The 25,345-nt window shown below is 44.5% G+C and carries 15 protein-coding genes, 1 pseudogene and 1 riboswitch; of the genes and pseudogenes, 13 read left to right on the top strand and 3 right to left on the bottom strand.

Translation table 11 applies throughout. The annotated features are described in order from the left end of the window. Nucleotides 1-195 precede the first annotated feature (195 nt). A riboswitch (FMN riboswitch) is annotated at nt 196-344 on the top strand. A gap of 126 nt (nt 345-470) precedes the next feature. From MKY63_RS20190 to MKY63_RS20245, 12 genes and pseudogenes are all read left to right on the top strand, one after another. Further along, complete coding sequence (locus tag MKY63_RS20190) at nt 471-1,427, top strand: DMT family transporter (protein WP_036676118.1); 957 nt, start codon at nt 471-473, stop codon at nt 1,425-1,427. 244 nt (nt 1,428-1,671) lie between these two features. After that, nucleotides 1,672-5,124 (top strand): glycosyl hydrolase 53 family protein, encoded by a 3,453-nt coding sequence (locus MKY63_RS20195; RefSeq protein WP_339809718.1) that lies wholly within the window; start codon nt 1,672-1,674, stop codon nt 5,122-5,124. A gap of 139 nt (nt 5,125-5,263) precedes the next feature. After that, a complete protein-coding gene (locus tag MKY63_RS20200; protein ID WP_076213590.1) occupies nt 5,264-7,009 on the top strand; it encodes a histidine kinase in 1,746 nt (581 codons plus the stop codon). Between the two features lie 18 nt (nt 7,010-7,027). Next, nucleotides 7,028-8,668: a response regulator gene (locus tag MKY63_RS20205; protein WP_076213587.1), complete on the top strand. Its 1,641-nt coding sequence runs from the start codon at nt 7,028-7,030 to the stop codon at nt 8,666-8,668. A 107-nt stretch (nt 8,669-8,775) separates the two neighbouring features. Continuing rightward, nucleotides 8,776-10,494 carry an extracellular solute-binding protein gene (locus MKY63_RS20210; RefSeq protein ID WP_038572454.1) on the top strand — a complete coding sequence of 573 codons (1,719 nt, stop codon included), beginning with the start codon at nt 8,776-8,778 and terminating at the stop codon, nt 10,492-10,494. Between the two features lie 233 nt (nt 10,495-10,727). After that, nucleotides 10,728-11,618, top strand: coding sequence for an ABC transporter permease subunit (locus MKY63_RS20215; protein ID WP_036676126.1), 891 nt, complete (start codon nt 10,728-10,730; stop codon nt 11,616-11,618). Between the two features lie 27 nt (nt 11,619-11,645). After that, entirely contained in the window at nt 11,646-12,524 is an 879-nt protein-coding gene (locus MKY63_RS20220; protein ID WP_076104427.1) for a carbohydrate ABC transporter permease, read from the top strand. A 318-nt stretch (nt 12,525-12,842) separates the two neighbouring features. Further along, on the top strand, nt 12,843-13,499 hold the full coding sequence (locus tag MKY63_RS20225) for a stage V sporulation protein AA (RefSeq protein WP_036676129.1): 657 nt from the start codon (nt 12,843-12,845) through the stop codon (nt 13,497-13,499). 2 nt (nt 13,500-13,501) lie between these two features. Next, nucleotides 13,502-13,927, top strand: coding sequence for a stage V sporulation protein AB (locus tag MKY63_RS20230; protein ID WP_036676132.1), 426 nt, complete (start codon nt 13,502-13,504; stop codon nt 13,925-13,927). A gap of 810 nt (nt 13,928-14,737) precedes the next feature. Then, a pseudogene (locus MKY63_RS20235) lies at nt 14,738-16,276 on the top strand (spore germination protein); the annotation flags it as partial. Nucleotides 16,277-16,402: 126 nt separating this feature from the next. After that, complete coding sequence (gene lysA, locus MKY63_RS20240) at nt 16,403-17,737, top strand: diaminopimelate decarboxylase (protein WP_036676133.1); 1,335 nt, start codon at nt 16,403-16,405, stop codon at nt 17,735-17,737. 145 nt (nt 17,738-17,882) lie between these two features. Continuing rightward, nucleotides 17,883-18,314 carry a peptidylprolyl isomerase gene (locus tag MKY63_RS20245; RefSeq protein ID WP_036676135.1) on the top strand — a complete coding sequence of 144 codons (432 nt, stop codon included), beginning with the start codon at nt 17,883-17,885 and terminating at the stop codon, nt 18,312-18,314. Between the two features lie 55 nt (nt 18,315-18,369). Here MKY63_RS20245 and MKY63_RS20250 read toward each other — a convergent pair whose 3' ends face one another. After that, complete coding sequence (locus MKY63_RS20250) at nt 18,370-19,125, bottom strand: TIGR02206 family membrane protein (RefSeq protein ID WP_036676136.1); 756 nt, start codon at nt 19,123-19,125, stop codon at nt 18,370-18,372. A gap of 243 nt (nt 19,126-19,368) precedes the next feature. On the opposite strand from MKY63_RS20250, the gene MKY63_RS20255 reads away from it, so the two are divergent. Then, nucleotides 19,369-22,836, top strand: a complete 3,468-nt coding sequence (locus MKY63_RS20255) for an LPXTG cell wall anchor domain-containing protein (protein WP_076213583.1) — start codon at nt 19,369-19,371, stop codon at nt 22,834-22,836. 429 nt (nt 22,837-23,265) lie between these two features. Here the strand turns inward: MKY63_RS20255 and MKY63_RS20260 are convergent, their stop codons facing one another. Both MKY63_RS20260 and MKY63_RS20265 read right to left on the bottom strand, forming a co-directional pair. Continuing rightward, a complete protein-coding gene (locus MKY63_RS20260) occupies nt 23,266-24,369 on the bottom strand; it encodes an ATP-binding protein (RefSeq protein ID WP_339809719.1) in 1,104 nt (367 codons plus the stop codon). Further along, on the bottom strand, nt 24,366-25,076 hold the full coding sequence (locus MKY63_RS20265; protein ID WP_076213577.1) for a response regulator transcription factor: 711 nt from the start codon (nt 25,074-25,076) through the stop codon (nt 24,366-24,368). Before MKY63_RS20265 ends, MKY63_RS20260 begins: the two co-directional genes overlap by 4 nt. Nucleotides 25,077-25,345: the final 269 nt, after the last annotated feature.

Raw genomic sequence — 25,345 nt, forward strand, 5'->3', positions numbered from 1 at the left:
CATGATTACTAAACTATGGAAAAATCAACATAATTTCATTATACAGAAGTTTTTTGGATGAAGCAGTAGGACAATTACGAACAAACATGTAATAAAATGCTGCGAAACATGAAAGTAATGTGTACATTTTCATAAAGTACTGGACGAATGGCGAGAAGAGGTTTATTCTGAGATTGTGAAAAAAACAACGGAATACAAGATTCTCGGGGTAGGGTGAAATTCCCGACCGGCGGTAATGTTCAAAGCGAACTGAGCCCGCGACTCACTTGTTCTGCTTGCAGAGAAGTGACTGATCTGGTGTAAATCCAGAGCCGACGGTAAAGTCCGGATGGGAGAGGATCATAAGATAAAGACGCTAGGAGTCTATCCTTGTACGTCTTTATTGATAATGCCCCCGAGTTTACCTTTTTGGTAATTCGGGGGTTTTTGGTCTCTTATCGAGGGTTTGTATCGACAAGGAGAATGAAATTATGAGTAATGTTACAGCTTCATCATCATCTAAGGTTGGCAGTACATCAGCGCTACGCAGTGGATTTTGGCTCGTTGTGATTGGTGCAGCATTATGGGGCGTTGATCCGCTCTTTCGTATCATCCTGTTAAAATCTTTGACCTCATCGCAAATTGTTCTTCTGGAGCATGTGGTGCTTTTCTTGGCTGCTTCACCTGTTCTTTGGCGTCACCGGGCGGAGCTTAAAGGAATTGGATTTCGCCAGATTGGTGCTTTATTGATTGTTTCATGGGGAGGTTCTGCCGGGGCGACGATCCTATTTACGATGGCACTTTCCAGTGGGGATTTGAATGCGGTGCTGTTGCTGCAAAAGCTTCAGCCAATATTCGCTATCGGTCTCGCTGCTTTAATTCTTAAAGAACGTTTGCCAAAAAATTTCGGACCACTCATTGTGTTGGCGCTGGTAGGAACCTATCTGCTGACCTTTGGCTGGAGTATCCCTTTCGGACATGTGAATAACTTTATTGGGGTTAGCAGTCTGATGGCCTTGGGAGCAGCTGCACTGTGGGGGGGATCGACAGTCATGGGACGTTATCTGCTCGGTTCTATGAAATATGAGACAGTGACTTCGCTGCGCTTTATCCTTGCGCTTCCTTTACTTTTCGTTATCACTACGCTAGAAGGTGCCCCGTGGCAGATTCATGGCGGGTTTGGTGCATCGGCAGCTATTGCGGTTAATCTATTGCTGCAAGCTTTGCTGCCAGGACTTCTTAGTATGTTGTTGTATTACAAAGGACTTAGCACGACCAAAGCTTCCTTCGCCACATTGGCTGAACTCAGCTTTCCTATGACGGGAGTAATCATCAACTGGATTGTGTTCCAACAGCTGGTCACTATCCCGCAGATTCTCGGATTTGCCTTGATCTGGGTCGCTTTATTCTTTTTATCTAATCAACAGTCCAAACCACAAACGCTCTGAGCAGATTGTAGTGGAATGGTTCTACCTATATAAAGATGATTCGAAGCCGTATGGCTTTCGGATCATCTTTTTTTGTATGTGATTTTACTCCTTGCTTAGATCAAATCGACTGCAAAAACTGCTGAAATGTTTCTAACGTAACATATAGCAGATTTAATAAAGCGTTTACAATTAGGAAGTGCACAAAATGACTGTGCCGCTGAGTACATAATCCATGATTAAATTATTTAGGAGGAAGCAGACATTGAAGAAATCATTTGTATTATTTATGATTCTGACCTTTCTTATTTCCCCTTTTACGTTTGGGCAGTCTGCTCAAGCGGCAGGAGATGAGAATATTGCCCTAGGAAAGCCTGCTATATCCGATAGTGAGCTTGCAGGGTATGAAGCGGGTAACGCAGTAGATTCCGATGAATGGAACACACATTGGACGGCGAATGACGGGAGCTTTCCTCATTGGCTGGAAGTTGATTTGCTAGGAGCATATGACTTGTCAGGTGCAACCGTCATCTGGAATGCATGGAGTTACATTAATCAATATACGATTGAAGTATCACGTGATCATAAGGTATGGACAACAGTTGTGGACAAAAGTCAGAGCAGCAGTGTAGAGCAAACTCAGTACAATGCTTTCAAGCTGCGGAATGTTTCTTATGTAAGGGTCAACCTGACCGGCATCAACGGCGGAAAATGGGCAGCCATTAATGATCTGAAGGTCTGGGGTGTTCCCGCAGACAGCGCGCCGCATGAGCCGGCACAGGGTGAAATACAAACTGTACTGCCAGTACGGTTGGACACGGAAATTGGGCAAGCCCCTGAGCTTCCAAGTGTTGTAACTGTGGTATATAGCAATTCTGACACGGAGGATGCTCAGGTTGCTTGGGATGTGATCCTGCCAGCAGAGTATTCCCGTCCCGGAACCTTTACAGTAAGCGGTTCTATCTCAGGTACTGTGCAGAAGGCAGTGGCGAAGGTAACAGTAGTAGGTGACAGCAGTACGCCTATTGTCGGATTTGAGAGCATAAATGTCAGCACAATTACGGATGTGCCTGCTTTATTGCCATCAGCGGTAACGGCTATATACGAAGATGGGTCAAGCAAACAGCTGCCTGTAACCTGGGATTACCTTACTGAGGCGGAGTACGCGGTTGAAGGAACTTACAGCGTAATGGGGAAAGTTGCAGGGACAGACCTACAACCCACAGCTGATATTCAGGTTACTCCGCTTGTGCTGCAATCCGGGTTCATAAAAGGTGCGGACATTTCCACACTGGAAGCGATTGAGGATGCCGGTGGAAAGTATTACGACAATGGAGTAGAAAAGGATTTGCTGGATATTCTTAAAAGCCGGGGTGTAAATTACATTCGGCTACGTTTATGGAATGATCCTCAGGAAGCTGGCGGCTATAATGACCGTGAGCATGTTGTGGAAATGGCGCAGCGCGTCAAAGCCAAAGGGTTTAAGCTGTTGCTTGATTTCCATTATTCTGATTTCTGGGCTGACCCCGGAAAGCAAAACAAGCCGGGAGCATGGGCGGATTACTCCTATGATGAATTGAAGCAAGCGGTATATGACTATACCAAAGATGTTATGGATGAGCTAAAGGAAAAGGGAGCTTCACCCGATATGGTCCAAATCGGAAATGAGATTAATGGTGGCTTGTTATGGCCTGACGGCAAATCCTATGATCAAGAGAATGCTTTTGAGAAGGTTGTTCCGCTTCTAGAGAGTGGAGTGAAGGGAGTTAGAGACAGCCAGAGTGCAGATCAGGATATCAAAATTATGATCCATCTTGCTGAAGGTGGCAAAAATGATATGTTTCGTTGGTTCTTTGACGAATTAACGAAGCGGAATCTTGATTATGACGTGATCGGCGCGTCCTTTTATCCGTATTGGAGCGGAACGATGGATAGCCTGCAGTTTAACTTGGACGATATCTCTAAACGATATGGTAAAGAAGTGATTGTGACGGAAACCGCATATCCTTACACGTTGCAGGACGGCGACAACTTTGAGAATAACATCGCTCGTCAGGATCAGCTAGACGGCAGTGGCTTCCCAGCTACGGTTGCAGGTCAAATGGCTGAGGTCAAAACAGTAATGAATGTATTGTCCAAAGTACCCGATGGTAAAGGAACAGGCTTGTTCTATTGGGAACCAGCTTGGATTCCAGTGCAAGGTGTAGGCTGGAAGGTAGGCGAAGGAAATGCTTGGGAGAATCAGGCAATGTTCGATTTTGCAGGGAATGCACTCTCTTCATTAAATGTCTTCAAAACCCCGGTGGCCGGTGAGGGGGGCGAAGAGGAACCGGGAACGGGAGGAAATCCCGACACTGGTGGGGAACCCGGAACGGGAGGAAATCCTGACACTGGCGAGGAACCCGGAACGGGAGGAAATAATCCCGGCACTGGTGGGGAACCCGGAACGGGAGGAAATCCTGGCACTGGTGAAGAACCCGGAACGGGAGTTAATCCTGATCCTGTCATCACGGTCAGAGATTCAAGCGTTGTAAATTCAGCAAATAAAGCAGTGGTCGAACATACAGCGGCAGGACAACTTCAGGTGAAGGCACAAGCAGGAATTTCCGGCATAGCTGATATCACGCTAAGTATAGAGGATATCAATAAGGCGCTATCGACGCTTCCGGCGGATGAAAAACTGGTTATTTCTGTTCTGCCATCGACGGGAGAGCTTAAGGGAGCAGTCGTTCATCTTCCGTTGAGTTCTATACTAGAGCAGGGCAAACATCCTCAAATAGTAATTGTATATGGTGCGGCCTCTGTTACGGTTTCTACGGAAGCTAGTGCAGGAATTATAAAGACGGGAGCTAAGGAACTAACGCTCTCACTGGTTCAGGTAGCTACGCCAACCTTGCCTTCACCATTGGCAACTGGAGCAAAAGACTACCCGGCCTATAACATCCATGTGTCAGTAGACGGGACTTCTATCGATGTTTTCAAAAAAGGAGCAATATCGGTAGCCTTCCACTACAAGCTGAAGCTCGGGGAGCAGAGCCAGCGGATTGCTGTTTATTCGATACTTGCTGATGGAAAACTCGAAGTTATCAAAGCTGTGCGGTACAACCCAACAGCGGAACAGATTGTGTTTAATCCAAGTCATTTCAGCATTTATGCTGCGGGGTACGCAGAGGTGGGGTACACAGATTTAAAAGCAGCAGATTGGGCCACGTTAGCGATTGAATCCTTGACGGCTAAAGGGATCGTGCAAGGAATAGGAAACGGGATCTTTAATCCGCAAGGGGAGGTTACACGCGCTGAATTTGTCAGCATGCTGCTGTCCGCGCTGGAGCTAAAAGCAGAAAGAGGAACAGGCAGTTTTAAAGATGTGAACCTTGATGCGTGGTATAGCTCTGTTGTGATTACTGCTGGGAAATTGGGTGTTGTACAAGGACATGCGGATGGCACCTTTGGCCCGAATGATAAATTGTCCCGTGAAGAAATGGCAGCTATTTCGTATCGTGCGCTTAAGTTGGTGGAGAAAGTGAACGATCAGACGGATGTGAACGTTATTTCTTTTAAAGATAAAGACCTGATCTCGATGTATGCCAGTGAAGGGATAACAGCGCTTGCGCAGGCTGGGATTATCAATGGATTCGAAGATGGCAATTTCCGCCCGCAAGCCCATACAACACGCGCTGAAGCAGCTTACATCATACTCAATCTTTTGCAGCAATAATAGGCAGACAGGCAATAACTGTGCTCGAAAAGGCAGTTAGGGCCTGTCTTTACCACATTTTTTAGATATTTATCTTTTCGCAAGTAGGGATTGTTTGTACAATAGGGGCTATGACATTTGAGCCGGAGAGTGAAGGAACGTGTATAGATATAATTTATTTACCAAAATCGTGAGTATCATGGTCATTATGCTGATCCCGATAACCATCCTTTACTTCTATTCCAATAAAACGACCACGGATGTGCTGCGTACGGAGTTAAATACTTCGAATAATAATCAGCTTAGTTTTTTTCAGAATCAGGTAGAAAGTAATATGGAGTTATTGTCCTCGTGGCCGATTCTGCTGATCCATGATCCTGATATCCTTAGCCTTAAGGATACTTATCTGGAAAAAGGGCGTTTGAATCTGGATACGATAAACCTGATCAAACGGATTCAGACCAAAATCAGCATTCAAGAAAGCTCCTCCAATTGGAAAAGTAAGCTGTATTTATACTCCCCGTCCATTCACCGTATGGTATCTGAAAATGATGCGAAATTATACGAAGATGAGGATCTGAAGCGGGAAGTGAAGTCGGGCTGGCATGTGGAGAAGATTGAAGGGCAGGAGGGTGACCGCTTCGTATTCTCGTGGTTCTCTTTTACACCTTTTATGTCAGAATTCGCTCCGGAAAAAGTCAAAACGATTATGAAGGTAGAGTTCGACAGCCGGAACATAGAAGATATGCTGGATAAATTCAAGAGTGATGGCAGAAGAGATCCTTTTTATTATAAGCAGGGAACAGGACTTATTTTTAACCGCAGTGCCGACAAGGTGTTAGCCAAAGAATTGGTAGACAGGCTGGAAGAGACCCAACTGAAGCCTAGTGAGAATCGCACGGTCAAAATAGAAGGTGAATCCTACAGTGTAAATATCGTCTATTCGGACAAAATGGGCTGGTATTTGATCGACTATATGCCGCTAACTGAAATCTTACATCCGATCCTGACCTCTAATCGTTTATTTTATTTTGCGATCAGTGCTTTGTTGTTAATGAGCTGTCTCGTAGCTTATCTGTTATATGTTCAAGTGCAGGTACCTATAAGGTTATTGGTTGGAGGCTTTCAACGGTTGAAGCAAGGGGACTATTCTACGCGAGTGGAGATTAAAGGGAAGAATGAATTCAGCTTCCTGTCCGGCCGGTTTAACAGTATGGTAGAACAGATTCAGATGCTGATCGAGAATGTGCTGATGGAGAAAATCCACGTTCGCGAAGCCCGCTTAAAGCAGCTTCAATCACAGATTAATCCACATTTTTTCTATAATTGCTTCTCCTTTATTACAAGTATGGCGAAGCTCGATAATATGGGTGCGGTCGTTGGAATGTCGCATAATTTGTCCCGATATTACAGATACACCACTCGTCAGGAACGTGATTTGGTTGCGCTGTCTGAAGAGGTGGAATTTGTGAATCATTATCTGGAGATCCAGAAGATGAGGATGAGCAGACTTCGTTATGAGATCAATATCCCACCGCAAATGCGCAAAAGAGAGCTTCCGCCGCTCGTACTGCAGCCTCTGGTGGAGAATGCGGTTATACATGGAATTGAGCCCATCGCCAAAGAGGGACTGGTGCGGATTACGGGTTCATGTGTAGGCAGAGAAATGACGCTTACGGTTGAGGACGATGGTCAGGGAATGACGACAGAGGGAATTATAGAACTGGAAAATAAACTAAGCAGGGCGATGGATGAAGAAATGGGCTGCGGTTTATGGAATGTGCATCAGAGAATGCGGCTGCGTTTTGGGGAGACGTCTGGTTTGCGCATCTCGCCTTCTCCACTCGGAGGGTTACAGGTGACACTGCAGTGGTTGCTGCCCTACACAGACAATGAAATGGAATGACATCTAGGAGGGGAAAGAATGATAGAGCTGTTGTTAGTTGATGATGAGCCCTATGTTACGGAAAGTTTAGCTCGTACTATTCCATGGGCTGAAATCGGGGTGAAGCAGGTGCATCAAGCGGCATCGGGTGCTGAAGCTCTGCAAATTATGGAACAGCAGGCTATAGATATTATGGTTACTGATATTTCAATGCCAGGAATGACTGGCCTGCAATTAATTGAAGCCGTAGGCGAGAAATGGCCAAATATTCGGTCCATTTTATTGACGGGTTATTCCGATTTTCAATATGCGAAAAAAGCTATTCAACTGCAGGCATTTGATTATATTTTGAAGCCGGTAAGTGATGACGAGTTTATCAAAAGCGTATCCGGTGCGATTGAATCTTTGAAAGATGAATGGGAAGCCCATGATAGATATCATTTGCTGCTGTATAATCGCAAAGCCGATTACAGTGTTTTGCGGGCTAATCTGATGCACGAATTGCTTCTTGGCAGGGTGCTGTCCGAGCGGACGCTGGCCATTAAGCTGAAGGAATATGAAATCTCCTTCCAGCCGGACGCTGAAGCGGCGATGCTGCTGATTCAGCTTGGTAAACATTATGCCGCCATGGATCACCATTCGGTTTCTCTAATGGAATATGCGATCGGTAACATTGCCGAGGAGCTTTTTAAGGAGCAGTTCCATGTCTGGTTCTGCAAAGCGCCGCATGATTGCTTGATTCTGCTTGTTGAATTAAAGCCGGCAGTTCAGCAGGAATTGGAGCAAATGGCTAACTATGAAGCTGCAAGGCAGCAAGTCCTAAAAGCGGTGATCGCGAATTTCCAAATTAGTGTAAGCAATTACCTCAAGGGTGAGATTTCACTGATTGTAACGGAGTGGTTCACCTTTCCAGAGGGGATGACGGCTGCCTATCGAAGCGGTCTTAGCTCGATGTATTTGGCAGCACATGATGAATCCAGTTCCGTGCTGTTTTTGGATGATCGCCAGCATCAGGAGACGATGAGCATCAAATCGCTCGAATGTCTTTATCGTCCACCTACACTCATTCATCTGTTGGAATCCAAACAATGGGATACAGCAAGGCAAAAAATTGCTGACGTGTTCCGGGATATGGAGAATGCACGGTTTTCTAGTGAACATCTGTACGAGGTCTTTCTATCTATAACGAATGCATTTATGTATATAGCGCATAAGAGTGGCCAGTTCATCTCCAAGATTGACCAATACGCTTTAGATCCGTTGTTGACGCAGAGTATTATTGTTTCTTTTGATAAGCTTAAAGAATGGGCGTTTGATATGCTCGATAAGCTTCAGAAGGAGCTATCCGAAAGCGATCAGAATACGAAAAGTTATATTATCAAGCAGGTCCATGAGCTGGTAGGAAACCATTCGGGTCATGAGCTGTCCGTCAAAACCATTGCCGATCATGTATATTTGCATCCTGTCTACTTGTCCAAGATTTATAAGGCTGAGACTGGGGAAGGGCTTGGGGACTATATTATTCGGATGCGGATGGAACGGGCACTTTATCTGCTTAAAAATACGAATAAAAAAATCTATGAAATCACCTCTGAGCTTGGATATCAAAATCCGCAATATTTCAGTAAGATGTTCAAAAAACACTACCATATGACACCAAATGAATTCCGGGACGGATAGAGGTTGAGAAAGGTGCAGAAACCTTGTTTAAATGACGTATTCGGGCTTAGAATCGTTCCCTATAATTAAATTGTAACCAACACTTATGGAATCCAAGGGGGAACAAAATGAGCGCGATGAAGAGAAAAAGATGGCTGCCGCTCCTGTGTATGAGCATGCTTTTGGCGGGTAGCCTTGCGGGCTGTTCAGGCAATAACGCTGCTAATAGTAAAGACACTGCTGGAGATAAAACAGCTGGTGAAGCGACTGCAAATACAGCTTCCAATTCTGAAAACGCCTACAAGGATAAATACGATCCTGAGGTGACATTTACAACCGCATGGGGCGTGGACCCTGAGCTTAAATTCAAAAACGGTGAAAGCATTGAGAATAACGTGGCTACAAAATGGGCTAAAGAAAAATTCGGCATCAACATTAAGTCCCTTTGGTCCATCACAGATACGAACGGCGCATTTGGTACGAAGCTGCGTTTATCCATGTCTTCAGGTCAGGACATGCCTGATGTCGTAACCATCGGTACAGCCGACAACACGATTGCACAGGATTTGATCGATTCCGGCATGTATGCTGATGTAGGAACTTTGTTTGATAAATATGCTTCAGATACTTGGAAAGAAGCGATGGCACAGGATCCTAACGTTTGGAACCAATACAGCCGTGATGGAAAAAGAATGGGTCTGCCTGTTCTCGATTATGCATATAACCATGATTACATTCTGTGGATCCGCCAAGATTGGCTGGATAAGCTGAATATGCAAGCACCGAAGACGATCGATGAGCTGGAAAAAGTGATGGATGCGTTCAAGAATCAGAACCCTGATGGCTTGGCACCAGACAAGGTAACTCCACTTAGTATCGGCTTTAAAACAACGATGAACACTTGGATGGGCGACCCTTCTTGGATCTTTGGTGCTTACGGAACCTTGCCACAGCAATGGAATCTAGATGCTGATGGTAAATTAGAATACGGCTCTGTAAATGCTGGCATGAAGCAAGGGCTCGAAAAACTGAAGGAATGGTTGGCTAAAGGTTATATTCCTCAGGAAGCGGCTCTTTGGGATGAGAACAAAACTGCCGAACCAGCAGTTGCGGGTACAGCAGGTATTCTCCCGGGTCCTTACTGGATGAGCGGCTGGCCGCTTCAGGATACCGTGAAGAACTCTCCAGATGCAGTATGGGCTCCAATTGAAATTCCAGCGGGTCCAGATGGAAAGGTTATGCGTCATGGTACACAATTCACTAACGGTGTAACTTTGATCAGCACGAAAATGAAAAATCCTGAAGCCTTCTTTACTTATCAAAACTACCTGTTCGATAACTTTGCTAACCCAACGCCAGGCAGTGAACTGGATAACGGCCTTTTTGCAGGATACGACTATGAGCTAGATGCGAACGGTAAGATGATCGAAAATGATAAAATTGCTGGCGGTTATGTGAATAGCGTTCGTTATATGCTGGTTCGTGACGGTGCCCGGATTCCGGATGCCCAAATGAAAGCACTCCTTAACCTGGCAGATGGCGCAGAGCCAACAACCCGCCTGGAGAAAGACGTAGCTGTGAATTATGGTAAAGATACCCCAGCTGCTGCAAAAGTTCTGCTGGCGCAAGAGGATAAATCCTTTAAGAATATGTTCACAGGTCCTACGACCGAAACTATGAAATCGAAGATGGACTATCTGAACAAAATTGAGAACCAAACGTTTAATGAAATCATCTATGGCAACAAACCGCTGGATGCATTTGATTCCTTTGTAGCAACCTGGAAATCAGGTGGTGGCGATCAAATCACTAAAGAAGTTAACGAATGGTATGACAGCGTAAAATAAGGTTTGGATTTAGTTTGACTAGGTAAAAGCAGCAAACGGGACCGTCTCTTCAGCCGTAGTATTAGGCTTTAGGGAGGGTCCCTGTTTGCGTTTGGAGTCCTCTTTTTTCTATGTGATAAAGAGATTGCTTTTGTACCATATATATTGGTTTTGCTCGCTATTTGAGGAATTCGGGCGTTGCTATAATTTGAGTATGGTTACAGAAGAACTTGACACGATATGGGGGACCAAGGATGAGAACACTAAAAAAAACATGGCCTTTTCACTTGATGTTATTGCCGGCGATGATATTCCTGATCATCTTCAGCTTTATTCCAATGGGCGGAATTGTGATGGCATTTCAGGATTATAAGCCATGGCTGAAAATTTCAGGCTCGGCATGGGTTGGATTGGACAATTTCCGTTATCTGTTTGAACGTAATGACAGTATGCAGGTCATTTGGAATACATTGATTATTGCTGTTCTAAAAATGATTTTCAATCTGGCTGTACCGTTTGTGTTCGCCATTTTGTTAAATGAGATTCGCAAGGTATACATACAGCGCACTATTCAGACGCTGGTTTACTTGCCTCACTTTTTATCTTGGGTTATTCTCGGCGGGATATTGCTGGATTTGCTTGCTACAGATGGTTTTGTCAATCAGATCTTAGGCAGCATGGGCTTCAAACCCATCTTTTTCTTAGGGGATAACAACTGGTTCCGGTTCACAGTTATTCTCACAGATGTGTGGAAGGAATTTGGTTATAATACGATCGTCTTCCTAGCTGCTCTAGCAGGAATCAATCCTTCATTATATGAGGCTGCTGAAATAGACGGCGCTAACCGCTGGAAGCAGACACGTTTTATCACAATGCCATCTCTATTGCCAATGGTTGTGGTGGTAGGTACCTTGGCTCTCGGAAATGTATTGAACGCAGGGTTTGACCAGATTTTTAACCTCTACAATCCACTGGTCTATCAGAAAGGCGATATTATTGATACCTTCGTGTACCGCACGGCTATTCTGAATGGTGAGATGGGCTTTGGTACGGCAATCGGACTGTTTAAGTCGGCCATTAGTATGATCCTAATTCTCGTCTCGTACAGTTTGGCTAAGAAGTGGGCAGGATATCGCATTTTCTAATTTACCAAAGGAAGAGGGAGACAACTTATGTATTACAAAACAAGAGGTTATCGTATATTCAATGTGTTTAATACTTGCTTTCTAATCCTGCTCGCACTGATGTGTATTGTACCTTTGATTCACGTGCTGGCTGTATCCTTTAGCGCGAAGTCGGCAGCTGATGCCAATTTGGTAGGATTATGGCCAAAGCAATTCTCTCTGGAAGCTTATAAAAAGACAGTAAACAATCCAATCTTCCTACACTCCATCTGGGTATCTGTACAAAGAACCATACTCGGGACTGGACTTACACTATTAATTACTTTTCTGGCAGCCTACCCGTTGTCCAAAGAAAACTCAGCCTTCAAGGGCCGTAATGTCTACTCTTGGTTGTTCGTTTTCAGTATGGTGTTCAACGGCGGATTGATTCCATTTTACATTGTGATTCAAAAGATTGGTTTGATGGATTCCTTCTGGGTACTTGTTCTGCCAGGTGCGGTAAATACGTTCTTGGTGATTCTGATGCTGAACTTCTTCCGTGGTATTCCAAAAGATCTGGAGGAGGCCTCGCTTATAGACGGAGCCGGACATTTCCGTACGTTGTTTAGCATTTACTTGCCGATTTCTTTACCATCGATCGCTACGATTGCCTTGTTCAGCATGGTATTTCATTGGAACTCCTGGTTCGATGGACTATTGTATTTGAATAATTCCAAACAATTTCCACTGGCGACATTCCTGCAGACGGTTATCATTCAACGGGATATGAGCTCCATGAGCATCAATCCAAAGGAAATGGAGCTGATCTCGCAGACGACGGTGAGAGCCGCGCAAATATTTATCGGAGCCGCTCCAATTTTGATCGTATATCCTTTCCTGCAAAAATATTTTGTTAAAGGGATGACACTTGGTTCTGTAAAGGAGTAGCAATGATGACAACTACATTTATCAATGGAATGGATATCTCGTTTCTGGATGAAATTGAACAGGCACGGTATGTTGGATTACTTGCGATCTAACTGATGAATTGGCAGAAACAAGAAGACAGCTTAAGGTTAATTACCTTGAGCTGTCTTCTTTTTAATTTCCAGAAGAAGGATTGGCCTTTCCTGATACCTATAAACAAGCAACATTTCAGTATTTCAGGAAATTGATTCAGAGCAGCAAGAGTAAAAATAAGGCTTTACTCCCATACTACCGTTATCTTGGACCTGAGCTTCACCATAACCTTTAGGAGGAATGCGGATGAAACAACATTCTGCTCCCACCATCTATATACAGCTTAAAAATCGGGTGATGGTTCCCAAGGGTAAAGGTGTCACATTGGGTGATATTGCTTTTTTGATAGCGGAGCCTGAGCTGAAAGAGTCGTTGGAGACAATTCTCTTAATGAAGCCGGAGCAAAGTGACGGCAATCTGATTTTGATTGATCTGTTGATGGTTATCCCCCGGATATATGAACTTATACCGAATGCAGACATTGAACCGATCGGTGAAGGGAGGACGATTGTACAGATTGAGAGTCAGGTGGAGAGACGGAAACCTTCGGTGGCGATGTTTGTTTTAGTGTGGCTGCTGCTTTTCTTTGGGTCTGCTCTGACGATTATGAACTTTCATGCTGATGTAAATATGCTGGAGGTACAAATTCGAATTGTGGAGATGCTAACGGGTCATCGGGATGAGCATCCCTATATATTTCAGATTGCTTATTCTCTGGGCATCGGGTTTGGGATGGTCATTTTTTTCAACCATTTATTTAAAAAGAAGTGGAACGAGGAGCCTACTCCGCTGGAAGTGGAAATGTATCTGTATCAGAAGAACATCGACCAATATGTCATCAATGAGGAATACAGCAAGATGAGGCGCCGTAGTGAAAACCAATCTGAGAATACGGAGGACTGAAGATGACGGCACCCATAGCACTGGGACTAAATTTGCTGCTGGGCATTGCGGGTGGTATTGCTGTAGGCGGTGGAGTGATCGCTCTATTTGTTGTGCTGGATATGGTGCCGCGTCTGGCGCAATTAACCTCTTCTTACGATAAAGTTCATTGGTATGAAGGCGCGATGGTAGGTGGATCTTTAGTAGGTACTGTTAGTGATTTTTGGAATTGGAAAATTACCTCAGGTCCTCTAGTTGAACTTGGTGTAGGACTATTTGATGGGATTTTTGTCGGGATGCTCGCTGCAGCATTGACCGAGGTATTAAATGTGCTGCCGATACTCGCTAAACGCTTAAATATGACACATTATCTATTCGGTCTGTTAATGGCGATGGTGAGTGGGAAGGTCGCGGGTTCTTTGTTCGACTGGTTTGTATACCGACAGTAAACAGGGGGTTATGAAATGAGCAAGTTTATTCACAGCGGTGATTCTGCACCGGAAGATGACCATCTGGAAGATAATGCTGCAGCTGCTGCAGCAATGAAGACAACTGCAGCGGATCTAGTTGCAGATCACACAGAACCTGTAGGAGCTTCAGCTATCGGGGAAAGTGAAGATTCAGCGGAAAATTCTACAACATCTGAAACTAGCCAAGACCAGCAGGATGCAGAGGCGTCAGCCGAATTAGGCACTGAGCTGCAAGACGCAGATGCAACTGCGGAGCAGGGAACAGAGCAGCAGGATGCGGAAGCCACTACAGAGCAGGGAACAGAGCAGCAGGATGCGGAAGCCACTACAGAGCAGGGAACAGAGCAGCAGGATGCGGAAGCGACTGCCGAGCAGGGAACAGAGCAGCAGGATGCAGAAGCGACTACAGAGCAGGGAACAGAGCAGCAGGATGCGGAAGCGACTGCCGAGCAGGGAACAGGGCAACAAGATGCAGCAGATGCCACTGCGGAGCAGGGAACAGGGCAGCAAGATGCGGAAGCGACTGCGGAGCAGGGAACAGGGCAGCAGAATGCAGAAGCATCGGATGAGCTCGGCAATCAGGAGCCCAATGAGCCGAGTAAAGGTTTTTTTGCCAGGTTATTTGGTATGGATTCAGAGGATTCGGAATCAGATGATGAGGCACAGGATCAGAATGCTCAGGCAGCAGGAGGCACAGATAACGGTACCGGAACCGGGGAGGGTTCTCAAGCTCAACCGAAGCCTTCGAAGAAGCAGGCGAAGCAGCAGACTCAGAACAAAGGGAAAAATAAGCTGCAAGACAAACGCGATAGTGAGCATTCTAACTCATTAAAGGAATCCGTTATTTATTGGCAAGGCAATGATCATATCCCAGGTTCTCTACAAGAAACAAAAAACACGCTGACCGAAGTGATGGGACTGGGATCAAGTTTTGATGTGACGTTTAGAGAAATGTCCTTTGGGGGACATAAGACAGCTTTACTCTGTTTAAGCGGATTCACCAACGAAGATGTAACGGATGAAATTCTGAAACGACTAACCTACCTTTCTTCAGAAAATTTGTCCGCAGGTGTGTTAGGTAGCTTTATGAACGAATACATCCCTCATATTCAAGTTGAAGAGGGTAGTGTATTAAGTGAATGTTTCGATAAAGTATTAAAAGGAATGAGCGCACTATTTATTGAGGGTGAGAACAAAGTTATCCTAATGGATACTCGATCTTACCCAATGCGAAGTCCGGATGAACCCTCGATTGATCGGGTGGTACGTGGTGCGCGTGATGGTTTTACAGAAACCCTGCTTAGTAATATTTCACTTGTAAGAAGACGGATACGTGATCCGGGGCTGAAGCTTGAAATGTTTCAAGTGGGACGGCGGACACGGACAGATGTCTGTGTGGCTTACATCGATGATATCGTTGATAAAACTCAGGTTACGTCTGTCATCGATAAAATCAACAGCATCGATATCGATGGTATTCCACTGGCGGATAAGCAATTGGAGGAAGCGATTATCGGCGGAGGGTGGAACCCTTATCCTATGGTGCGTTATTCTGAACGTCCTGACGTTGTAGCCTCCAATTTATTAGAGGGACGGGTCATATTATTCGTGGATACCTCGCCCATTGTAATTGTTCTTCCGACCACCTTTTTTGATCTTTGCCAGCATGCGGAGGAGAATCGCCAGACTCCTTTTATGGGGACATATCTGCGGTGGGTCCGTTTCATCGGCATCTTCGCTTCCATGTTCCTGCTGCCGTTATGGATGCTGCTTGTTATCCATCCTGAGTTAAAGCCTGCTATGCTGGATTTTATCGGGCCGCAAAAGACAGCCAGAATTCCTATTCTCGCTCAGTTTCTGATTGTAGAGCTTGGGGTTGATTTGCTGCGGATGGCCGCCGTGCATACCCCAACACCTTTAGGCTCAGCGATGGGTCTGATTGCAGCCATATTGATCGGTGATATAGCGGTGCAGAGCGGTCTGTTTGTAAACGAAGTAGTACTGTATATGGCGGTAGCCTCAATCGGTATGTTCGCGACTCCGAGTTATGAGCTGGGTCTGGCGAATCGTATAGTCAGGCTTGTGTTATTAATTGCCGTAGCGGCGTTCCAGGTACCAGGCTTTATGATTGGCACGACGTTACTGACTATCTTCTTAACCACTCATCGGTCCTATAACTCCTCATATATGTGGCCGTTTATACCCTTTAATGCAAAGGCAATGAGTGAAATTCTATTGCGTAAACCGGTCTTAAGTTCGAAGGAAAGGCCGTCTTTTAACAAAACCAGAGACAATACCAGAATGCCGCCATCTCAAGAGAATGAGTAACAATCGTAGGAAAATACAAAACTACTGCAAATTAGTCCATTCAATGGAGTTCCCACTGTCTGTTATACTGAATACACTAAGACAGGGTGGAACCTTGATATTCCACAGAAATTGGAGGACTAAAGAATGTTTCTACACGGTACTAGCCGCATTAACGATGCTGGGCATTTGGAGATCGGCGGATGTGATGTAACTGAATTGAAGGCGGAATATGGAACCCCGCTATATATATTGGACGAGCAATTGGTTAGACAACGTTGCCGGGAATATATGGATGCTTTTAAAGCCTCCGGCCTTGGTTTCCAAGTAGCTTACGCAAGCAAGGCGTTTTCAGTAATGGCAATGGTTCGTTTGGCTGATGAAGAAGGTTTGTCACTGGATGTTGTATCTGACGGCGAACTATATACAGCTTTGCAAGCTGGCTTCCCGGCAGAACGTATTCATTTTCATGGTAACAATAAGACATCTGAAGAGATTGAAATGGCGATTGATGCCAAAATCGGCTGCTTTGTAGTCGATAATCTGGTAGAGCTTAACCTTTTGCAGTCCATTGCCGCACGTAAAGAAGTTAATGTGAACATCTTATTGCGGGTGACACCAGGTGTAGAAGCGCATACTCATGAATATACCGCAACTGGCCAGACGGATTCCAAATTCGGTTTTGATATCGGTAATGGATCGGCCTATGAAGCAGTGAAAGCAGCAGTCAGCAAAAAGAATATCACGCTGCTTGGTGTGCATTCCCATATTGGTTCGCAGATCTTTGAAACCGATGGTTTCCAGCTGGCTGTTGAGCGTGTGGCAACTTTTGCCCGCAGTGTTAAAGAAGGCTTGGAAGTGGACTTCCGTGTAGTCAATCTTGGCGGAGGTTTCGGCATTCGTTATGTTGAGGGAGATACCCCACTACATGTTTCTGAATATGTTGCAGCGATTACGGATGCAGTGAAGACTCATTTTGCGGGAATTTATAGTGCTTTGCCGGAAATTTGGGTGGAGCCGGGCCGTAGTATTGTTGGAGATGCAGGTACTACATTGTACACTGTAGGATCTAACAAGGACATTCCTGGCGTGCGTAAGTACGTTGCTGTTGATGGTGGAATGACCGACAATCCACGCCCTGCTTTGTATCAGTCTAAATACGAGGCATTGCTTGCTAACCGTGCTAACGAAGACGCAACTGAGACCGTCTCCATCGCTGGTAAATGCTGCGAGAGCGGAGATATGTTGATCTGGGATGTAGAGCTGCCGAAGGCTGAAAGCGGCGACTTGTTGGCTGTAGCCTGCACAGGCGCGTACAATTACTCCATGGCCAGCAACTATAACCGTCTTCGCCGTCCGGCTTTAGTATTCGTACAGAACGGACAAAGCGATCTTGTAGTGCGTCGTGAAAGCTATACTGATCTTATTGCCAACGATATTGTTCCAGAGCGTATCGCCAAACAGACAGTTGTTGCTAAGTAATAGCCTGCTGCTGTAAGGTGGGTAAGGTTGAGCAGCATACAGAGCAAGCAGGAAAGTCTCCTGCTTGCTTTGCTTTGTGCGTGGTTTCATAGTAATATAATTGAGGTATTCTAAATTTGTTAATTTTGAAAGGGGTCATTTACATATGGCAAAGCAAGCGAAAATCACTCTAGAAAATGGCGGCGTAGTGCTGCTGGACTTGTTCGATCAAGATGCACCTAACACTGTAGCCAACTTTGAAAAGCTGGCAAAAGAAGGTTTCTACAACGGATTAACATTCCACCGTGTTATCCCTGGTTTCGTTGCTCAAGGCGGATGCCCTAACGGAACTGGATCTGGCGGTCCAGGATACACAATCAACTGCGAAATTAACCCAAACAAACACGAACGCGGAACACTTGCTATGGCACATGCGGGTAAGAACACAGGCGGAAGCCAGTTCTACATCTGCTACGCTCCACAACCACACTTGGATGGAGTACACACTGTGTTTGGTAAAGTAGTAGAAGGCATGGATCTTGTTGATGCTTTCAAAGGACGCGACAAAATGACTTCGGTAGAAATCATCGAAGCTTAAGATTTAATAGTTAAAAAGCCAGTCTCCGAATATCGGGGCTGGCTTTTTAGTGTTGTTAAAGAATCCGCCTAACCTGTGTACGCCGCGAATTGCGCCGTTCTGGCAGCCAGAAGAATATCAAATACATGGCAAGAAACACAGTGAAGGCAAACAGCTCTTCAACAAGCAGGTAATAAGGATAAGGTCCAAAATAATCCAATACGGAATAGGTGCTAGGCTTCTGGGATAGGAACATGTAGTTTGAGCCTAGGAAGTAATTAGCAGTCCAGATGCAGGCAGCCACAATATTGAGGCCAAGCATGGTGATGAGTAAGGATCTCCAAGTCGGCTTGTAGCCCTCAATCCAGGTCATATAAAGAGACGCCAGAATAATAGAACCATGAGCTATAAAAAACAGGAGAAAGCGGAAATGAGGGAACGGATAAACTAGGTTAGGGGTAAGCAACGCAATAAATGCTCCGCCGATCCCGGCAAAGTAGAGAAAGGAATAAAGGGTTCGACTGCGTGAAATTAACATGATAATAGACAGCAGTAGAGTGATTCCACAGAGCTCGAACGGTAATGAGGAGCTGGAGCGCCAGATGTTCTGAGAGATGTACCACATTTGCAGCCCGGCTTCTGAGACTACAAGTAGAATGATTAGCAGCAAACGCACACTTTGCCGAAGTCTTGAATCTGCACGAATTTCAAACCGTAAGCCATAGAGCAGTAGACAACTTAACGTAATGATAGACAGCGCAACCCAATGCGAAGATGAGAACATGATGAAATCCTCCGCGTGCTGGCGATCAAAAAAAGATGAAAGCTGCATAGACAAACCTCCTTTGAACGTGAAAACATCCATCAAAAATAAAGTTTGAGAATTTTAATAATATTGATTCTAGATATCCATAAATTGGGTATATATGTATATGTTCTGTCAACTCCACCACATAAGGAAGACTTTTCATTATATTAACATAAGATGGGGCGCTGGGTGCGGAATTACATATGAAGCTTTTGAACAAACAGGGGTGGAGAACAATTAGAAGAAGAAAATGGAGGCAAAAAGAACATGTTTAAGAAAAAAATAAGTGTAATGGTCATTATTTTGATGCTTGTGGCACAATATGCCTATGGCATCGGATTTGCTCCGCAAGTAAAAGCGGCTGCGATTGATGACGAAAGAAATATCATCACCAGTGTTTCGATGGCTGTTTACGGGCCAGATGGAATCACAGTCACGAATAGCGTATACGAACAAGATGCTAATGTTACCTTGGATTATAATTGGTCTCTTCCTAAAAATCATAATTACAAGCAAGGTGACACTTTTACTTTTCAGCTTCCAGAACAGTTCCAGCTATTTAATGATTTTAACGGACCGTTGGTCTCTGAGGATGGAGATGTAGGGAGCTTTGAAGTCAGGCAAATTTCACATGAAGTGATAATGACTTTTAATGACTACATAGAAACGCATGATGACGTGCAGGGAACGCTGCGGTTAAATACTAAATTCGATAAACAGAAAATCTCGGGCAGTACTATTCAGAATATTTTATTTCCCGTGAGCGGCGGTATTCAGACAGTGACAGTGAATTTTAAACCAAGTGTTGGATCGACTATAGAGAAGAGAGGTATTCCCGGAGGCTTCAATGCGAACCAAATATTATGGACTGTTGATGTCAATAAGTCTTTGGAAGCCGTGGGGAATGCCATTGTGACGGACCCCATCCCTTCAGGCTTATCATTAAATACTCCAGTCACTGTGAGCGTGTATCAACTGAGCATTCAATTGGATGGTTCAGTAACGGAAGGAGCATTGCTCGACACAAGCAAATACTCTGCAGAGCTCTCCGGAGGGTCACTGATTGTCCGTTTTACGGAGCCTGTGATTAAAGAGGCTTACCGTATTGTATATTCCACAGGGATTACTAATGACCATCAGCTAAGCTTCACCAATACTGCAACTTTTTCAGGAGATGGGCAAGAGCCTGCCAGCTCCTCTGCCACAGTGAATGTAGAACGTGGAGGAAGCTTGAAAAAGTATTCCACAAGCTATGATGGGGGCAAGCAGATCATTTCCTGGGCAATTGAATATAACTACAGTGAAAAGAACATCCCGCAAGGAAACGCTGTGTTAACAGATTTGTTCGATGATTCTCAAGAGCTGGTAGCCGATTCATTAAAAGTATATGCTGTGCAGCTGGATTCTTCCGGTGGTGCAACGTTAGGCAATGTTTTGACAAAGGATGTTGACTACACGGTTGTTTCCACCTCAGACGTTCATAAGGCTGGATTTGTATTGCAATTTGTACACGATGTTACTTCACCATATCGAATCGAATATAAGACAAAAGCGATAAAGCGCGTGTTTGAGGATGTCACCATAACTAATACAGTCTCCGATAGTACGTATAGTAATCAGGCTACCCGATTAATCCGGTCTTCCATTCTTTATAAGACTTTATCAACCGTAGATTATCAGAATAAAACATTGGGCTGGAAGGTCACATTGAATAGTGACAATTACCCGATGAGCCATGTTGCAGTTACCGAATCCTTCCCATTTGGCGGCCTAAAGTTTATTCCGGAATCACTGGTGATTAGAAATCTGAATGGAAATGTTTTAAATCCGAATAACTATAATCTAGTATACAACTCACCTGTCGAGCCTAATAAAGGCTTCAAGGTAGTGTTTAATTCACCGATATCTGGTCTTTACACGATTAGCTATTTTACAGAATTTAACAAGGATTGGATTTGGGCTAAAACTGAAAATTTCAACAACAAAGTTCGCTTAGACTGGATGGACTCTACTGAAGCCTTACGCACGATAGAAGCAGAAGGGTTATTCATTCCTAGACCTGAAGCGAAAAACAATGGATTTAAAGGGGGAGCCTACGATGCTTCAACTAAAGAAATTACTTGGACGATAGGCGCCAATTATAACGGCAAAACCCTCGAAGCTCCGGCGCTTGCAGATATTTTAAAATCAGGCCAGACCTTGGTTCCTGGTTCACTTAAAGTTTACACTATGAATATTGCAAAGAATGGTGATCCTACCAAGGGTGGAGAAGTGAATCGTAATAAATATACCTATAGCTTAAATAACGATAATGAATTAAAGGTCATTTTTACAGATACGATTAACTCCGCTTTCTACATTGAATTTAACACAAGTCTTGAAGGGCAAATAATAGGCACTACTATTGATAATAAAGCTAATCTCTATGATGGAACAAAAGTGGTTTCCAAAGATTTGACCGCCTCCGTAAATATTCCTTTTGGAGAGGATTATGTGCTGAAGGACGGCACACAAAACGGGGATAAAATCGACTGGAGCCTGCAAATTAACCGGGGGCAGTCTACTGTAAAGGATGCTTTAATCAAAGATACTCCTAGTGCTAATCAAATTTTGCTGCAGAATTCATTCCATCTATATCCTACGGCTGTAGCTGTGAACGGAGATATCACGAAAAGCGGCCCTGAATTGATTCAGGGTATTGATTATAGCGTAGTTATTACAACGGATGCCGATGGAAAACAATCCTTTGAGTTAAGCTTTGCCAAGGAAATCAGCAGGGCTTACATTCTCGAATATCAATCCCTGATTGTGGCTAACACTGGAGACAAAGTAATAAATACTGTACATTTCAGTGGTTTTAACGGCAGCGAAATAAGTAAAGAGACCTCCAAAGAAATTATTGTCGGGGTCTCCAGCGGTTCTGGCACAGGCAGCGGGGTTAGAGGCACCCTCAATATTAAGAAGCTAGATGCTGAAGATAACTTAAAAGCGCTTGGTGATGCGACTTTTGCATTGTATCGACTAAATGGAGCGGAACGTGTATTGATTAACAGTCTAACTACAGATGCAGAGGGTACAGCTACATTCAATAAAATATGGCTGGGTAGCTATGTATTGGTGGAGACAGCAGCTCCAAATGGTTACGTGCTCGATACATCCGAGCATCCAGTGGAGATTCGTTCCTCGTCAGCGATTCAACTGGTGATTACGAATCAAAAAGCAGTGGAGCCAACGCCTACGGCAACACCAGAACCAACCGATGCTCCAACAACAACACCAGAGCCAACCGTAACACCTGCACCATCAACAACGCCAGAACCGACGGTTTCTCCATCACCAGAAGCGACTGCTGCACCTACACCAATCCCTACAAGCAGCACATCTGGAGGTTCGGTGGTACCCACGTCTACAAGTTCGCCCGTACCAGGGGTAATTATTAATGATCCAGCTGTTCCTGCTGGTCCTAGAATTGCCGCCGATCTAGGATCCGCGACATCAACCGATGAGGGAATTCCTGAGCAAGAGATAACCGAAGATGAAATTCCTTTAGGAGAAGTTGATATCGCCGATGAAGAAGTACCAAAGGGTACGGTGAACAATAGCACTTCGGTTGCTCCTCAGCTGCCGAAGACAGGTGAGAATAGTCCAATGCCACTGTATCTGTCGGGAATTGGGTTGATAACGATAGGCTTTGTTTTGAACCGAGTATTTAGACGTAGGGGTAAGACGGAGTGATTGAGACTAGTGTGATTTAAGATTTTATGCAAAAGCACCCAGCATGATAAATGCCGGGTGCTTTTATGCTTTTTTTGAAAAATTTATGGCTGATTCTTATGTGTACCGGGACTGAAACTTTTCTTCCTGGCAGTAGTGGCGCAGCATCAATGGTGAGAGCTTTCCCGTTCACGAGTGCTTTGACACTGCCCACAGTCATAGTAACGGTGTTCTCGGCGTGCTTAAGCTAAAGATCAGTAGCGGTCGGCGATGCTTAGCTGTCGCGGTATGAATGAAATGGCCCCTAGCATAGTTAAATAAGATGGATAATAATATTAGAGGAATTCCTCACTTATAGCAGAGTTGGTATGAAATGATCTTAAGGCTTTATGTTATGAAATCTTATCATTTTCTTAATGGATGAGATTGTACAAAAAATCCCTGCAAGCATCATTCGCTCACAGGGAAAGAGGTTTCAAATTCAGTTTGTTTGCGTGTGCTTTTGGCTGTAATGGTTCCGCCGTGAAGTTCTGCAATACTCTTGGCTATGGCGAGCCCTAAGCCACTTCCGCCTGTCTCTCGGGAGCGGGATTTATCGACACGATAAAAGCGTTTAAATAAGTGGGGGAGGTCGGATGCAGGGATAGGAGTACCATAATTCGTACATACAGCAACTATTCTATCGTCTTTTCTAACAACAGAAATGTCTAGAATTTTTCCTTCCTTTCCGTATCTTACGGCATTGGTAAATAGGTTCTCATACAATCGCACCAGCTCGTCCGCATCTCCGTTGATGATCAGAGGAGCTGTATCCGTATGAATGCGGTAGATCATATCTGCTTGTTCCAGTACGGGTGCAAATTCCTCAATCAGCTGTTCGAGCAGCTTGCCGAGATCTACAGGCTCAATATTTAGCGGTAATCCGCTGCTGCTGACGCGTGTGTATTCAAATAAATCGTCGATTAGCTTTTTAAGAGTCAGAGATTTCTCATAGGCAATATTCACATAATAACGCAGCTCAACCTCGTTTTTATAACGATCCTTCTCCACATATTCAAGGAATCCGAGAACAGAGGTTAGTGGGGTTCGGAGGTCATGGGACACACCTGTGATTAGGTCATTTTTGGCTTTTGCAGCGGCTCGTTCTTCCTCTATAGCAGATTTTAGCTTGCCAGCCATTGTGTTCATATTTTCAGCGAGCTTTCCGAGTTCATCCGTACCTAATACCGGCACCTTGAAAGACAAATTGCCATCCGCAATGGCCTGAACTCCGCTCGTAATGTTATGAAGATTCTTAGTTGTATTTCTGGACAGTTTTAGGATGAAAAAAATAAATAAAGGAATCCCTATAAGAATTACAACTGGCGTCGATCCAATTGTATTGATCACCCAGAGAATGAGTCTGACTCCCCAAAAGGAGCGCGAAGGATTTAACCACAGCAATAGTGAAGTGCCATAATAGCTGCCCATTAAGATTAAAGCGGTGAGTGCTAGGCTTGTTAAGCTGAAGCCAACTATTTTCCAGGATAGGGTATCGAATCGTTTAAAGTTCAACTAGAAGGACCTCCTTTTTCCAGTTTGTAGCCAACGCCCCATACCGTTTTTAAGTATTGTGGTTTACGCGGATCTTCTTCTATTTTTTCTCTGATTTTACGAATATGCACCATGAGTGTATTGGTGCTTTCCAGGAATTGTTCTTTCCATACTTTGGCGTAGATCTGCTCCATGCTTAGGACTTGTCCTCTATTACGGGCGAGCAGCTCTAGAATCGCAAATTCTCGAGGGGTAAGTTTAACTGGCTGATCATCCACACTAACTTCATGCGTAACCGAATTAATAACCAAGCCATCAATGATGATTTCATCCTGTTTGGCGTTTAGATCTGCCATGTAATTTCGAGTTCTGCGCAGCTGGGATTTAACACGGGCAACTAACTCCAGCGGACTAAAAGGTTTCGTAACATAATCATCTGCACCTACGCTAAGTCCGGTGATTTTATCAAGTTCCTGCCCTTTAGCAGATAACATGATGATCGGAAATTTTTGCGTTTCACGAATTTTAATACAAGCCTCAATGCCGTCCATATTAGGCATCATGATATCAAGAACCATTAGGTCTATAGTCTCTCTATTGATAATTTCGAGTGCTTCCAGCCCGTCTCTGGCAGTTAACAGCCGATAGCCCTCGTTCTCCAGATAGATCTGCATTAGTTTAATAATCTCGGCTTCGTCGTCCACCAATAGCAGCGTTCCGTTGTGCATTTCTCAGCGTCCTTTCTTGCTTGTAAAGCAATCTTGCTATAAGAAGTATACAACATTTTCTTGTTTGGAAGCCTCATTTGAAGACCAGTGAAGGCAAAGGAACTGTATAGCAGCTAATAAATTAGTGGAATAAAAGACCAAATCCCCCACAGCATTATGCCAGTTTGTTTTTTATTTTAGCTTGCTCTGATCGCTGTGCCTCAATCCATGTTTTGATCTGTGGATAATACATTCCCAGCCATGCCCCTAACATGCAGTTCTGGAATCTT

The sequence above is a fragment of the Paenibacillus sp. FSL R7-0189 genome (assembly GCF_037969925.1).
Taxonomy (GTDB): domain Bacteria; phylum Bacillota; class Bacilli; order Paenibacillales; family Paenibacillaceae; genus Paenibacillus_AQ; species Paenibacillus_AQ odorifer.